The following is a 15,016-nucleotide window of genomic DNA, read 5'->3' as shown; positions in this document are numbered from 1 at the left end:
AAATTAATTCATTTAACGAGAAGTCACGCCATGGAAATTTTTGAATTTATTGCAACCGATGACAGTGGCGATTGTTTCACTTTAGCGCAAGATCTTGTTTCAGAAACTGAAGATGCGAGATTCATTGGTGCTATGGAAGCTCTCGAATCACAAGCGGACAAATGGGTTCCTGTCCCCGTTGAATTTGATGGAGGAGAGGGGGCGCGAGAGCTCGACGTATATCCATTTGACAGTTTTGTAATTGTAAACTCGAAGGCTCTATGTAAATTTTCAGACGTCGAAGGCGTTGAGTTTCTGCCGATAAAAGAATTCACTGAACTTCCAAGCTATTTCCCCGACGATTTTCATGGTTTCGTGCTTCACTTTACTCGTCAAGTAAGCGTTGGCGCGGATTCAGATTTAAAGTACTTCACAGGCACCGACACAATTCGGGACGTTAACGAACTAGTTGTTTCCAGTAAAGAAATCGGAAAGTCTTGTTTGTTTCAAGTAAAAGGAGGAGGGAATTCCATTTTTTGCACATCGGCATTCATGAAGCACCTCATAGAGGCGAGATGCTCAGGTGTGTTGTTTGAAGGAATTAATAGCAGAATCGTGGAATAAAAGTGCAATGCTAGATGACGACTTTGATGAAGAATTGTGTTTCCTACTTCGCGTGCTAATCGGTAATTCACTTCCGTTTCTTGATTCAACGCGATTTAAGTTCGAGACGAACTACCGCGAGGCTCTTGTGTATTTTACGGTGGGGGCCGCGTCAGCGACTGTTGCGGCTGAGCGAATCAGTCGCGAGGTGCTAATTAAATGTTGCAGTACGGTTCTTGTGGAGATATTTGATCTGGGTGCTAGTGAGCTGTTGCCGCTCATCGGTGATGCACTAGCTTCGGAAGATAAAAAGAAACTGAGATTGCGAGAAATGGGGGAGCTTTCGATGAAAGATCTCGAGCGAGCGTTAAAGCGTTTTGCCTATGCGATGGAATCTATCTAGGGGAAAGGCAAGGAAAAGGTGTCAGACAAGGAAAAGGTGTCAGGTACGAATGGCACTTAATCGACGTAAGTCCTATGCCTCGCCTGGTTTGTAGTCGTGCCTTGGCTTTTGCATCAGCTTGTAGTTTTTCTGTCTTCGCTTGAGGACTCTAGGTTCGTATCGGTCCGGACAGGCAAAAGGTGTCAGACAGGCAAAAGGTGTCAGGTACCGTTTCTATGCGCCATGCCTGGCATTTTGTTAGGACAAGGAAAAGGTGTCAGGTACCGTTTCTATGCGCCATGCCTGGCATTTTGTTAGAATCCAGCTTTAACGCGACTGGAATCGGGCGATGGGAAGAGCCAAGCGGGCGGACGCTGCCGGTGCGATCTACCACATGCTCAATCGTGCCAATTGGCGGACTGAGCTGTTCGAGAAGATGGCCGACTATGAAGCCTTCGAACGAATCCTCGTCGACGCGGTCACCCGTTTCGAGATTGATCTGTTCAGTTACTGCGTGATGCCCAATCACTGGCACATGGTCGTTCGTCCGCGACAGGATGGTGAAATGTCGAGATTCGCCCAGTGGTTGCAGTTGACGCATACTCAGCGCTATCACGCCCATCATCACTCGGCGGGCCGGGGCCATCTGTACCAGGGCCGATACAAGTCGTTCCCCGTTCAAGACGATGAGCATTTCCTGACGGTCAATCGTTACGTCGAACGAAACGCCTTCTCGGCAGAGCTCTGTCAATCACCCGAGGACTGGCGATTCGGAAGCCTCTGGCGTTGGAACTCAGGCACGACAACCGAGCGTTCGCTACTTACACCGTGGCCGATTGCCAGACGCCCCGATTGGATCGCTTGGGTGCGGCGGACATTGTCGGATCACGAATTGGAAAGGCTGCGATGGTGCGTTCAGCGTGGAAGCCCCTTTGGCGGTGAAGCTTGGGTAGAATCAATCGCTCGCCGGTATGACCTGGAGTCAACCTTGCGTCCGCGAGGTCGCCCGAAGAAGACTCCGCCACCGGAGTGACGAAACAATCGCAAGGCAGGTCGTTCGATCAAAGCACGGTGGGAAATGTCGACAACTCGAATTCTTGTCATCCAGGGACGCCCACCCTATCCAATGCTTCTTGGTGGTGCGGCGCGGGTTACGCACCGACTGCTACTGGCCCTGTCGAAACGGCCGGAGGTTGAGGTCATGTGGATCGGTGGTGCATCGCCTGTTCAATTAGCGCAGTTTGTTCCAGGCAGAGATGCTTGGGACGCATTGGGCATTCATGCGACCGCAGCCATGGAAACGGGCCTGAGCTTTGACATGGGGTATCGATGTGTCGCCACCACAAAGTTGAATGTCGAATACGATCGGCAACTCGCATCCTTTCAACCAACATTGGTCTGGGGGCAACTGGAGGGAGCACCCGGTCTTGTACGAGAGGCGGTGTCCAAAGGATATGCCTCGATGCAATACATGATGGACTGTGTGTATGACGCTGCGACAGTCCGCTCGACTGCCCTTCTTGGAACGAAGTTTGTGGGCTTGTCCCAGTATATCGCTGATCGGATCGGGAAGGATGCTGGCGGAAAAGCCAAAGTCGTCTATCCAATCTTTGATTTTGATCCCGGCGATAGGGATCTCAGTACGGATAATCGGGAAACGGGATATGTGTTGATGATCAATCCGCATCCGCTAAAAGGAATTGAAACCTTTCTCGGTTTTGCCGCGTTGCTGCCGAATGTGAATTTTCGCTTGCAGCAGTCTTGGCCGATGCATCTGGCCGACGTGAAAGGTCTTTCCAATCGACTCGCAGATTTTCCCAACGTCGATTTCCAACGAGCGGTTCCCGATATGCGTCCCGTCTATCGGGGCGCATCCGCATTGGTAGTTCCGTCGGTCTGGGAGGAGGGGTTTGGGATGGTCGTGCCCGAAGCTCAAGCGGCGGGAGTTCCGGTCATCGCTAGCCGCCGCGGAGGGCTTCCTGAAAGCGTCGGAGGCGGCGGGGTTCTTGTCGACGAGTATCAAGACGCGGCAAGCTGGGCACGCATCATCGAAGAGCTACTTCATAGTCGCGATTTCTACTCGAATCTTCGCACGGCAGGGTGGTCATCGGTGGAACGGCCCCAGTTTTCGGAATCGGCCGTGGTCAAGTCGTTTTTGCGAGGCATCGCTTCTTGAATGGGTAGTAAAATCGCGAGGTAGTTTCGTGTAGAATTGGTGCAAATAACGTGGGTCGTCGCAAGTCTGGGGCAGTGAATCTGATGCAGAAAAATCTCGTTCGTTTTCGAGCCTTTACGCTCGTCGAGTTACTTGTAGTGATTGCGATCATCGGCGTTTTGGTCGGATTACTTTTGCCGGCAGTGCAGTCCGCTCGCGAAGCCGCCCGACGTATGAGTTGCGGAAATAACTTCAAGCAAGTTGGTTTGGCACTTCACAACTACCACTCAGCCTTCAAAAATCTGCCGAAGCAAATGGGCGGAACGGTTTTCTGCGGTACCTTTGGCTATGTCACAGGGGCAACTCCGCAGCAGGCTGGTAGCACGAACGGCAATGAGTTGAGTGCCTTTCCGGGACTGTTGCCTTTCATGGAGCAACAGGCACTCTGGGAGCAGATTAGCAATGTTTACGAAGTCCAGGTTGGAAGCCCCGGAACGTACTTCGCCGCGATGGGGCCACACCCCAATATGAACTTGGACGAGCAAGCGGCTCATTTGTATGAACCATGGATGGCAGAGATTCAAACGCTTCGATGCCCGAGCGATCCGGGCGTTGGTCTACCGGCACTGGGAAGAACCAATTTCACATTTTGTGTTGGTGATGCGATTCAACAAACAAACATAGGGCCGGGGGATCCCGAGGGACGCTTTACCTCAATTCCCTCACAACGAGCTCGTGAATCATGCCGTGGAGTTTTTGTAAATCGAATGTTTACGAGCTTTGCCGATATCCGAGACGGGTTGTCGAACACGATCGCGATGGGAGAAGTCATTACCGATCTTGGTGACGGCGATGTGCGATCGGTGATCGGCGCATCCGCGGTGGAGTTAAGGACAAATCCAAACGCTTGCGCAACGATGATTGATCCGTTACGCCCAAGTTTCTGGTTGCCAGGGACTCCGGAAGCGGGGACGATTCCAACAAATCGGCGCGGCCATAAATGGGCGTGTGGTCGCGTAGGATACACGGGGTTTCAAACAATCCTGCCACCGAACCGACAAAGTTGTACTTGGAACAGTTCCTTCGGGAATGTTACGGACTTGCTGGATGAGGGAGTGCTTAGCGCCGCGAGTCGACATCCAGGAGGCGCTCATGTCCTCTTAGCCGACGGTGCGGTTCGGTTCATCACTGACTCGATCGAAGCGGGGAACAGTGGTCATGCCAGCGTTCGCCAGAATGGCGCCGCGATGGATCCAACGCTTCCGACGGTTCCAGGATCGAAAAGCCCTTACGGACTTTGGGGGGCACTCGGTAGTCGTGGATCGGCCGAGCCCATTGCGGCAGACTTTTGAGTTTGACGTGTTTCATCGCTTTAAGAAGAAAAGTCCGGTGTGAATAGGCCCAAGTTATCGTCCGTCGCCGTACTGGGTTCCTACCGTGGCGGCACCTCTGTTGTTACGGGACTGCTTAAGCACTTCGGTTTTTTCGTCGGAGACGCGTTCTTCAACGCGTGGAACGGGTATTGGACTTACGAAGATGTTTACCTAAGGCGGCTATGTCTGGAGTGCTTTGACGAGCGTGAGGGAAATTGGAGTCACCGAGCTGACTTTGCCACTCGTGTTGAGCGTCTTTCGCGGTGGAGTGAGTGGGCGAGATGGCGAGCGGTGGAAGAAGATGCATGTGGTATCGCTGGCAAGCATCCGACGCTGTGCAAATTGGTACCTGAATTGACCGATGCTTGGACAAGTGATGGCGGATCTGCTGCGAAACTGGTCTCAGTATCCCGGGATGCTGAATCGATCATTTCGGCGTGGCGAAAATCAAAGTCTCCCAACGGGCACCCATGGTGGCCTCGCGGGGACGTAGAGGACATTGTTCACGACCTGATCCGTTGCCGGGATTCGAGCCTCGAGGGCGTCGAACATTTGGTTTTTGACTACGAACGTCTACGACGCGAACCGGAATTCGAGATTGGTCGGTTGGCCGACTACTGTGAAGTCGGCGATATCCGAAAGTCGATCGCGATTGATTGGTACACCGACACTTGTCGAGCTCTTGGGCAGGGAACTCCGCTCGTGCTGGGGTGGGAGCACTCGGCGAATCCAGAGAGTGGAAAGCCGCCTACTGAATTGCCGGAACTGCAAAATGCTATGTCGAATGCCTTTGTTGACTTGCAGGTTTCCAGGCGACTGCCTTCGCTGCCGCTGGACAAGGTCTTATGCGTCATGATCACTTTCAACGAACGATTGCGATTGCCCGACACGCTGCGGCACTATCGCAGTTTGGGCGTTGACCGGTTTGCGATCATCGATAATGGATCGGATGACGGCACCGTTGAACTACTCCTATCGCAGCACGACTGCGATGTCTATTTCATGCCTCATGCGTATCGAAGTTCGGTGGGCGGATCAGGTTGGTCGTCGACCCTGATACGAGAGTTTTATGGCACCGGCCGTTGGGTCGTTTGCACCGACGCCGATGAACAGATGGTCTATCACGATTGCGAACGCCATGATTTGCACGATCTCGTGCGGTTGCTGAAAGATAGCGGGCAATCGTCGCTGCCGTGCGTGACGATCGATTGCTACTCGGACCGAGGATTTCTGACGTCGGTCTTGGATCCGAATCAGCAGATGGTTGATTGCTGCCCGCTGTTTGATAGCGAAGGATATGTGCGACTTGAATTGAACGATCCAGCCGACGGCGTCCCTCGAGTCATTTGGTCGGGAGGGCCAATAGAGCGAGAAATGAACGCACCCTGCGGCTGGCTCGCCAAGGTTCCGCTGATGTACTGGAAAGCTGAGACTTGGAATTGGAATCCGCATGTCGCTTACCCGTTTGAGCGTAACTTTTCCGCTCCGTCCGGAGCGATCCTGCACTTCAAATGGCTTTCAGATCTTTCAGGTGTTGTTGGCCGCGAGATTGCTCGCAACCAACGTACATACAATGCCGAAAAGTACAGGCTGCTGGGGCGAAAAATCGCGACTCAAGGCGATATCTCACTCGTCAGTTTTCGAAGTCGGAAATACGAAGGGTCGAGTTCGATCGTTGGTGCCGGATTTGCAGATGTGGTCGATTGGAACAACGAGCAGGAAAGAATCATCCCAAAATTGCCAAGCTCATGAATGTTGAGCTGCGTGGGCGGATGCAGCCTCGCTGATCCACTGGGCGACGCTCATTAGACGCTCAAACAGGTCCCAGGTCCGGTATTGTTCTGCAAAACAAGCAGCGTTCCGCAGGTAAGATTCATTTACCAGCACGTCATGAATCGCGTCTAAGACTTCGGCTTCGCGGAACGGATTGGCAAGTCGGCCTGCACCCATTTTGTGGATGTTGACGCAAGTGATTCGTTGCTCCAGGGCAATGGGGAATAGCACGGATGGTTTGCCGGCAAGCAAGACTGCTGCGGAAACACCGTGCGTGCCATGATGGACCGCGATGTCGCATTGCTTCGTGACATGCTCGATACAAAGCGGGCTTCGTGCAAATGAAATCGCGGGATAGTTCGTTTCATAAAATTCCACGACACCAGCGTCGAGAGTGGGGCCGTAGACCAGGGTTGGCATCCCAAGCATCGCAAGATTTTTGATCACCTTTTCGGCCCATGGTGATTGCTTAAGGTAGGCAAATATTCGTTTCCCGAGCGAGAGCGGCCACTTGGGCATTTCACCACCATCCACGGGGACGATGCCGACGTAGTTGGCGCCAATTCGATCAGGGAAGTGATCCAGCTCGGGATAGGTTTGATGAAACTGACGATCAACACGATAATATAATTCGCCAATGGTGCGAATCTCTGGTTGCTCGAAGAGGCAAAGTGCGTGATTGATGTTCGCAGTTACCAGCTGCTCTGCTGCATGGCATTCGTCGTCTGTACGGTCTAGCCAGGGACGCCAGTTGGGTAGTCGCTCTGCATCCGGTGGACAGCAGAAGCCGGTTCCCAGAGTAGCCGTTGCAAAGCCAAGGCCTTGCGCCGCAAGAAGAGCGATTGGACTGTGATCAAACAGCACGCAATCAGGCTTTAGCTCATCAAATAGGTTTCGCCAAAGTTGGCAACGCTCAGCAAGTTCACCGGCAACAAGAAAGCCATCATCCATCAAGGTGTGGGCAAAGTTCGATGCCTCTCGATAGCCTGAGTCTTCTGTTGAAGAAAATACAGGAGCGTCAATGATGGTGAATGGGCCAGCGATTAGAGATTGGTCAAGCTGCGAGGCTCCGCGACATACGAGAGCGACTTCGTGCCCGGCCGTAACTAATTGCTCTGACAGGACTCGCAAAGGAAGCAAGTGCCCTAGGCCGCTGCCAAGCTCCCATGTCACTAAGATTTTTGCCAACGATCAAGTTTCCAGAAGCGTCGTGAAAATGATTCGTGCGAGGAGATACGGCAAACTTGGATCACAATATCCGCAGCCGCATCCAATTGCAAAACTTCAGATTGCGATGCCAGATCAAATCAAATTGGAGATCGCAATTTCGTTAACAATAGGAGTGTAGAGATCCGTTTCGATGTCGTCTGTTTCAATCGAAACAACCAGTGCATAGTTTGTTGTGCTGTCGTGGTAGCCCAGATGAGGACGCTCTTTCCACCATCCAGTGACTGGGACGATCGCGATATAATTCGCGGCCACGAGATCGGCTGCCGTGGCGGTCCATGTGTCGCAGTGAATGGAACCCTTGCAGCGCAGGTTGCGACCCATCAGCCAATTCCGATCATCGGGTTCCGATTGATAACCTTCGTCTTCTGCGCGAGCCGACGCCGTGAGTCGTTTTCGGAATTCGTCATCCGTATCTGCGGGACGCTTCACATCGAAACGTAGGCCGTGTGATTGGTAGCGATGCTTATTGGTCCATCCTCGACGACCGGGACTCGGCTGGATGAAGTAGGACAGCGTCATTTTCAACCGCACTTCAATCTCACCTAGACTCGCCAGCACTGCGCGAGGCCACGGCAAACGATGAAAGTGCATGTCCTTGGTCTTAATTCGCGCGGATGTCTTCTCGAAAGGTTGCATTTGGGATTCGATGATCATCGTTGCGGAATTCTTGGCACTTCGCGAAGCCGAGCCAAAATCGGGAACTCCGTATCCGAAGGTTCGCAAGAGTGTTTCCCGGCTCTCGCCCTGGGCAATGGCGTGCATGGAATCAGTCCATGTCGCCGAATGTATGGTCAGCGCACGAATCGTTTCGGGCCATAGGCGTGGATATTCAGCCCACAATCGTGCAGTAAACCGCGACGCTAATGCTGCGGCAGCGCTCGTGTCGCCCGTCGTGGTTAACAGTGAACCGCTTGGATCAACACGAGTTGTGAGCAGTGAAAGGTCGTCGGCAAAGTCTGCGTCACCGGTGGTCGGATTGCGGAGCATGTTTCCGGCCTCCATGACAATTTCAGGCTTGATCGGCCAACTCTTGTCGTCCCAAACGCGCGAGGTTCGACTTGCGGGACTCAGCGAACCACCGACCGCAAGGCGTTCCCATTCTTCGAGGCCGCTCTGTCGAATCGACTGTTTCTCGGTGTAGCCACCCACCGTAATGGCATTCCAGCATTGCGCCGGATCTTCTATCCCTTCAACGAAATTGCGATCCGGATACTCTCGACGTTGCTCAAGAGATAAGTTTCCAGCCGACACAATGAAAAGTCGATGATCAGTGTTTTCATCCATCGCAGCAGCGGACTGATCAATTGCAGCGGACCAAGATGAGGGATATCCCTCATCTCGGGCTTGTGCCGTGACCGTTAGGCAAAAGCTACGGCAGCAATTCTCAGGTGATACAATCTCAATGCGATTTGCCGCCTGCTGAGTCAATGCTCCCCAGAGCGCGGGATCGGTCGTTGAACCCAAACCCATAATTTTAACGGACTCAATCCGATGCGATAACGAGATCAACTGCGGTTGATTCAATACTTCTGTCAGACAGCCATAAAGTGCGATACCTGCCATCTCGGTGCCATGACCCACGCGGTCAGTTGCCGCCCAATCTGGGTTCGCTGTCAAAACATGATTTTCGTGAATCGCTGGTTTCAATAGCGGATGATCGCGATTGACCCCAGTATCCAAATGGCAGACGGCCGGCGAAGCCGCCATCGCAAAGGTGATCCTCCCTAGTGCTTCGTTGACGTATTCAGCCTGATCGATTGGCGGCAAATCGAGAAGTTCGCTCGACAATAGCTTTGCGAGCCGGACCTCTGCCAGATACTCAAACAGATTCGGGATTGACTTCAATTGATTGGCAGTTGCCTTCGCAAGAACGACCATTCTTTCTGGGAAACGCAACTTCTCGGGTGCGACCGTAATTCCTATCGGTTGTGCGTCCGCTTGAAATTTGCTGGCGACGTTGTCCTGGGACACACTGCTGAGCCATAGCTCCCACCAGTATTCATTTTCCACTTCGGTGGGGAAGCTTCCGGCATCGCTCCAGAATGATTTTAGGGAAGCGAGGCGAATCTGGCTAATGCCTTCGATCAAGTCTTTGTGCTTCGGTCGCGGCGTCTTGCCTCCCGTTTCTTCTCTCGCATATTCCTCGCACCGCTTGACAAAGAATCCCATCTTTCCATCGGGGACAAATACGGTTGCGTGCATTGTCCCTTCGCGATCGCGACGAACGGAGCGGAGTTCAATGCCGCTCGGTCTAAATCCAAGACTGTCGGATTTCAAATCGAATCCGCAAGCTCCCGAGAATTCGAGAACTTTCCCGCTGAGTGAATTGGATCTATCGACGCTTGGCTCTTCGCCGGACACATCGTCCGTCGCCTCAAGCGAGTTGAGCTGGCTAATCAAATCGTCAGAGTGAGGAATCCGATCGCGCGGAGGACTATTGAAAGTGGGGCCACCTCGGACCTCACGCGGATAGACGTACTCTTCCGTCTTGACCGTTTCTTGGGGAAACAAGTGCGGTAACGTTGCCATAGGCCCCAGCTCACTCAATCAACGAGAAGTTTATTCGTTTGGTGATCGAGCTAACTGACGTTCGTTCAAAAACTCTGCCAGGTGACAGGTCGTCACTTTCGCTCTGTCGTCGATCACACATTGCTTTGCGGCGTCGTCGCAAGCCCGAGCAATCTCGGCATGACTAAGCCCCTCTGCGGCCGATTGTATCTTCTTCCAACCTACGCGAGAGGGGAGGAATGCATGCAGGCGATTGCGGATCAATGACTCTGCTTCTTGCTTGGATGGCCGCGAGTAACGCACTACGTCATCGAAGCGACGAAACAATGCATCGTCTAACATGTCCACGAAGTTGGTTGCTGCCAGAATCAAGCTATCTGAATCGTCTTGCTCCAAGAACTGCAGATAGGAGTTGAGAATGCGGCGAGCTTCGCCAACATCGTTGGACGCGCCGCGATTGCCTCCAATGGCATCGAACTCATCGAAAAAATAGACACCACGTGTGGAATGCATCGCTTCGAAAAGCAAATGCAACTTAGCGGACGTTTCGCCCATGAACTTAGTAATCAGCCCGTGCAGCTGGACGGAAAACAAGGGAAGGTGCAATTCCCCAGCAATTGCTGATGCGGTCATTGTTTTTCCGCACCCCGGCGGGCCGACCAACAGCAACTTTCGACGAGCCGACAATCCATGGCTACGCAACTTTTCTTGATGGCGGTATTCATGGATGACGCGTGAGAGCGGGCCAAGAGTTTCCTTCGACAGCACCATTTCTGACAATCGTGTCTTGGGAAAACTGGTGGCGAGCAGGCCAGCAAGATCCCCCGAAGGCCGAGCGATCGGAACAGGACTCGACTGCCGATCGTGACTTTGACGCCGCTTGACTTCGTCAACGAGATCCCGCAATTCCTTTGCTTGTTTCCCATCGCCCCTCTTCGCCGAGTTCGCAGCAATCTGCAACGCAACCATAACGAAGTGTTCCTCGTCACCTGCGGTAAAGCTGCGTACAAGCGATTTGATTTGCTGAGCGGTAGCCACGGAACCACATAAAAACTAAAGATCGGGAATGCGTTGTGCCCCTTTAGTCTACTCCGTCCATTTTACACCGAAAACGGACCTAGGGCTTGCTCAACGGCAGATACGCAATTTTTCGCCGACAGGGCAATGCCAAGTAGAGAGCAGTTGATCCCACGCTGTGAGCGTGTAACCGGCGAGTGATCGTTGCTGCCGGGAGGTTTGGTCTCGGCATTTAGTTTCAAATCAGCGGGGCATTCTCGACTCGCAGCTCACTCAACTGAATCGCCAATAGAGCGTTGTCGGAACTGCATTTCATTCGGCTGGCTGCGTCGCCTTCCCAATCCGTATTCTTGTTGCCGATGATTTTGCTTTGACCCGCGAAGCTCTCGTGCTAGGAATGTCCAAACTCACCACAAACGAAGGGCATCGTTATGCCCAATGAAAACAAGCCAGTGCATCGTCTCCGACTGAGCACCATCTCAGCGGCGGTATTCCGCAACGTCAGCGAAGATGGTTGCGTCAGCTACAATGCCAAATCCGACGGAAGCTACAAGGACGGCGAGCACTGGAAGCACAGCGACAGCTTCGGACGCGACGACTTGCTTCATCTTGCGAAGTTAGCGGACCAAGCCAACGCATGGATCCACGATCAACAACAGGCCGAATCTCGAACAATGGAAAACACTGGTCCAAGTTAACGAACCCTCAGCGGCTGATGTTCAAATTTCGTATCGTGCGGGGAATTGAGAATCACGTCTGCCTGACAGGCTGTTTGAGTGATAATGTATCTTATGGAAACCTTCGCCTGTATTGGCTGCTCGAGAGATCTTTACAACGTTAGAACGCGGAAAAAATCGTGCTTGTTGGCATCTGTGGGTCATTTAGTTCTCTAACTTCCGAGGCAACTCGCCCCCTCCGACGCTCGCGTACTGGTAAGCGTCATGTCTTTGGCCCCAATGCCGCGTCACCGGTGACGGCGGTAGCGTGATGCTTTTACTCTGCTGTGATTCGCAATCTCAAGTAAGACCACACTGCCACTGCCGTCAATTTAATGGAAGCGGGGAGATAACCAAGTTTTGCCCATCAATGACAAACTTGTGGCCGGACTTGGGCTCGAATGAAAGCACCCTGGAGCGTTTGAGGATTTGTCCGTTTGCGCCAACATCAACTCCACGCACGCAGAATCGTTTGGAAGCCTGGAATTGATTTCCAACATCGAATCCAATGGGGAGTGATTCCCATTTAAACCTCTGCTCCAATTCTTTTCTTGCTTGGTCGTTTGCGGCAAGCGCAATGATGTCACAGAAACCTTTATAACGGTACTCGGCATAGTCGTAGCCCGCGAGCGAAATTTCGATATTTGATAAGGTATGAATTCGTACGGTTTGGTAAGTGAAATACTTGCTTCGCTTGACATTCCCCGTCTCGTCGATGGTGAATAAATCCACGATCGGGCGGTCGTCGAGCGTGACTGCCATGTTTTCAAGTGCTGGGTTCCGGGTATAGAGAAACGAGCAACCGTAGTGCGCATTGATTCGTGAGTGCATCAGCGCTCGTCGTTGCTCCGACCTGTCGCTCGATTCAACCGATAGAGCGGCAAGTCGCTTGACGTCGTCTCGAATCGGTTTTACTGCGCCAGCAAGGTAGTCGAATTCTGATCTGGATTCGATCTCGCTCAGCTTCTTTAACTCTCCAACCGCGTCATCAATTATGCTTGCCGATCCATCGACACCAAAATACTTCCCAGTGCCAATGAGTGAGAACTGTCCCCCGGCGTTCTCAATTACCGAAACTCGACGCGATGGTGGTTTCACTGTTCTTGACGAGGTTTGAGCGAGTCGTCTAACTCCGTCCCAAATTGCGTCGGCGACATCGTCATCGGTGCAAACGGAATCGAATTGAACATTCGCAAAAGGGCTTTCGAGTGCGTCTTTCACCATTTTCTCAAGCTCACTTTTAAGCGACGCGGGCACTTGTTCACAGGTAAGTGCCTCGATTGAAATCGTAGCGGGATCGTTAGCATCTTGCCCGGTTGACCATGGATCAGGATGAATCAAAAGCTCTAACCCAAGTTTGCGGCGTAAGTACGCCTCCAACATGAACGCCTCGCAATACCGCAACTGCGCCGGATCGACTCTCAGTTCATGCGTGTCATCGAGTCGTCGATCCCATTTCTCACGCAATTCACTTTCCGTGGTCTGGACGTATCGGCGCGCAGCATCCCGGAAACCCTTGACAAGGCCTTTGCCGAGCTTCCAACTTCCCCGTTCGTCTTGGAACACGCAGTAGAATTGCTGATGCCACGGAGTCATCCCTCCTGGTAAAGAGCTAGCGTCCAAATCGTAGACTGAGGTCTCCGTCGGAATGAACAATTCATACTTTTCAAAGTTGCGGAGACGAACCGTGTCGCCGGGGGTCAGAGTGATCGTCTGTTCGACCGCAGCGCCCTGCTGTCTCACAACGATCGTCGTCGCAGATTTTGCGACGTTGACGACAACGCCGTTTCCCTGCTGCGCCGCAGCAATGGATATCTGGGAGAAAAAGACTGGAAAGAATATGAAAAGTCGAAACATTTTAGGCACCTTCCGATGTCGTCGACATACCTTCGTCGAATTGGGGTAACGGACCAGACTTGAAGAGAAAGAATCCAAGCGTCAGCGATCCGAAAAGCCACACACCGATCCAGCTCCACCATAGTTTCATTTTGGATGAGCGAATCGAATCGATTGGTTGGACCGATTCGGGGTTGGGAAAGTCCCGGAGCCATTCACGCGGGGGCTTATTCGCGAGACTCTCGAAGCCCGGTTGAAAAACATCTCGGGCACCGATGACTTCTTGAGTCGAAAATTGCTCGATGCCTTCATCGCTCTTCTGCTCGATCGTCACAACGTACTCATTCCGAAAATGGCCGTAGCCCATCAGTGTTGCAACGAACAACGCACCACATACGACGACTGGAACGATTGAGCGACGCAACCGCAGAAACTGTGTGCAAAGGATGAAAACGAGGAGATAAGCGACTGCCTGCAATAAGACAATAATGAATGAAGTCACTGTCCTGTCAGTGAGCGAAGGGCCAACCTTCAGGATCAAGTCCAAGAAAGGGGCAGCTAAGACTAGCTTCAAAAGATTCGATTCTATTGATCGAATGTTGGCGATAAAAGAAACGAAGTCGACTGCACTTTCCTGAACCGATCGCCGCTTGGGGACAGGTTGAAACGACGCAATCCGATAGCCATGAAGCTGCAATTCGTGCGCGATGTGTGCTGCTGATACACCACCGACCGAGTTGCCGACCCTACGTCGCGACCTGTGAATCCCAACCAACTCTCCATCGGCATTGAACATTCCACCGCCGCTCATTCCTGGAGCCGTTTCTGCAGGGCCGCTAAGTCTTGTTTGGGCGGGCGATTCAGGCGTCACCTCCAGACGAAATCCCGGTACCTCTTCGGCCTCAACTCTGGAGCCGACATGCCAGTGTCGGTTGCCTTCAGGAAAACCAACAATCGAAACATCGTCGTGACCAGTATCGCTCCACTGATGAACAGTTTCGTACTCTTGAAAACTGGCTTCATCAATGTTCAACAGAATCCAGTCCACGCCAGGCCCAATCTGATCTTGGGTCAACACGTCTTCTGGTCGATCGTAGATGTCGACGATTGTGGCAGACCAACTGCCATCTCGACTAGAAGATGGCCAATCGTCATCACTGCGAATCGGGGAGTAACCTCTGCCGTGCGGCCAACAGAGTATGTGTGGTAACAATTGACCGCGAGGTTCGTCCCCGCTGCCTACTGGCGCTCGAACGCAATGGCAACACGTTAAAAGGAATCGTCGGGGAGCGACTTTGTCACCCGGCGGCGTAAGGACAACGGCCACTGCACTCCCGCACGCCACGACCGCCGATGCAGTCTTGCTGCTTCGTGCTTCGATGTACCATGAGATTGACTTGCGACGTGGCATCCCCAATTTTCTCCGTGATTCGGTCGCGATCCT

12 protein-coding genes are annotated in these 15,016 nt (G+C 52.7%); 7 read left to right on the top strand and 5 right to left on the bottom strand.

Going from position 1 to position 15,016, the window contains the following annotated elements:
• The first annotated feature begins 30 nt into the window (after positions 1 to 30).
• The 6 genes from Poly59_RS19225 to Poly59_RS19200 all read left to right on the top strand — a co-directional run bounded on the left by Poly59_RS19225 (position 31) and on the right by Poly59_RS19200 (position 6,244).
• Positions 31 to 603: a hypothetical protein gene (locus tag Poly59_RS19225; protein WP_146535733.1), complete on the top strand. Its 573-nt coding sequence runs from the start codon at positions 31 to 33 to the stop codon at positions 601 to 603.
• A 7-nt stretch (positions 604 to 610) separates the two neighbouring features.
• The gene (locus Poly59_RS19220) at positions 611 to 985 is read left to right on the top strand and encodes a hypothetical protein (RefSeq protein ID WP_146535732.1); all 375 of its coding nucleotides are present in this window, start codon (positions 611 to 613) and stop codon (positions 983 to 985) included.
• A 328-nt stretch (positions 986 to 1,313) separates the two neighbouring features.
• Positions 1,314 to 1,997 (top strand): transposase, encoded by a 684-nt coding sequence (locus tag Poly59_RS19215; protein WP_146535731.1) that lies wholly within the window; start codon positions 1,314 to 1,316, stop codon positions 1,995 to 1,997.
• A gap of 45 nt (positions 1,998 to 2,042) precedes the next feature.
• Complete coding sequence (locus tag Poly59_RS19210) at positions 2,043 to 3,140, top strand: glycosyltransferase family 4 protein (protein ID WP_146535730.1); 1,098 nt, start codon at positions 2,043 to 2,045, stop codon at positions 3,138 to 3,140.
• Between the two features lie 83 nt (positions 3,141 to 3,223).
• Positions 3,224 to 4,471, top strand: a complete 1,248-nt coding sequence (locus Poly59_RS19205) for a DUF1559 domain-containing protein (RefSeq protein WP_146535729.1) — start codon at positions 3,224 to 3,226, stop codon at positions 4,469 to 4,471.
• 39 nt (positions 4,472 to 4,510) lie between these two features.
• A complete protein-coding gene (locus Poly59_RS19200; protein ID WP_146535728.1) occupies positions 4,511 to 6,244 on the top strand; it encodes a glycosyltransferase family 2 protein in 1,734 nt (577 codons plus the stop codon).
• Here Poly59_RS19200 and Poly59_RS19195 read toward each other — a convergent pair.
• From Poly59_RS19195 to Poly59_RS19185, 3 genes are all read right to left on the bottom strand, one after another.
• A complete protein-coding gene (locus Poly59_RS19195; protein WP_146535727.1) occupies positions 6,239 to 7,453 on the bottom strand; it encodes a glycosyltransferase in 1,215 nt (404 codons plus the stop codon). The two genes, Poly59_RS19200 and Poly59_RS19195, sit on opposite strands and share 6 nt — an antisense overlap.
• Positions 7,454 to 7,567: 114 nt before the next feature.
• Entirely contained in the window at positions 7,568 to 10,024 is a 2,457-nt protein-coding gene (locus Poly59_RS19190) for a S8 family peptidase (protein WP_246151763.1), read from the bottom strand.
• A 30-nt stretch (positions 10,025 to 10,054) separates the two neighbouring features.
• The gene (locus Poly59_RS19185; RefSeq protein ID WP_146535726.1) at positions 10,055 to 11,041 is read right to left on the bottom strand and encodes an AAA family ATPase; all 987 of its coding nucleotides are present in this window, start codon (positions 11,039 to 11,041) and stop codon (positions 10,055 to 10,057) included.
• 410 nt (positions 11,042 to 11,451) lie between these two features.
• Between Poly59_RS19185 and Poly59_RS19180 the strand changes: the two genes are divergently transcribed.
• Positions 11,452 to 11,718: a hypothetical protein gene (locus Poly59_RS19180; RefSeq protein ID WP_146535725.1), complete on the top strand. Its 267-nt coding sequence runs from the start codon at positions 11,452 to 11,454 to the stop codon at positions 11,716 to 11,718.
• 345 nt (positions 11,719 to 12,063) lie between these two features.
• Here Poly59_RS19180 and Poly59_RS19175 read toward each other — a convergent pair whose 3' ends face one another.
• Complete coding sequence (locus Poly59_RS19175; RefSeq protein ID WP_146535724.1) at positions 12,064 to 13,593, bottom strand: hypothetical protein; 1,530 nt, start codon at positions 13,591 to 13,593, stop codon at positions 12,064 to 12,066.
• Between the two features lies 1 nt (position 13,594).
• The gene (locus Poly59_RS19170; protein ID WP_146535723.1) at positions 13,595 to 14,983 is read right to left on the bottom strand and encodes a S1 family peptidase; all 1,389 of its coding nucleotides are present in this window, start codon (positions 14,981 to 14,983) and stop codon (positions 13,595 to 13,597) included.
• Positions 14,984 to 15,016: the final 33 nt, after the last annotated feature.

Source organism: Rubripirellula reticaptiva (assembly GCF_007860175.1).
GTDB classification, from domain to species: domain Bacteria; phylum Planctomycetota; class Planctomycetia; order Pirellulales; family Pirellulaceae; genus Rubripirellula; species Rubripirellula reticaptiva.
Note: the sequence above shows the minus strand (reverse complement) of the source record. Positions and strands in the feature narration are given on the sequence as shown.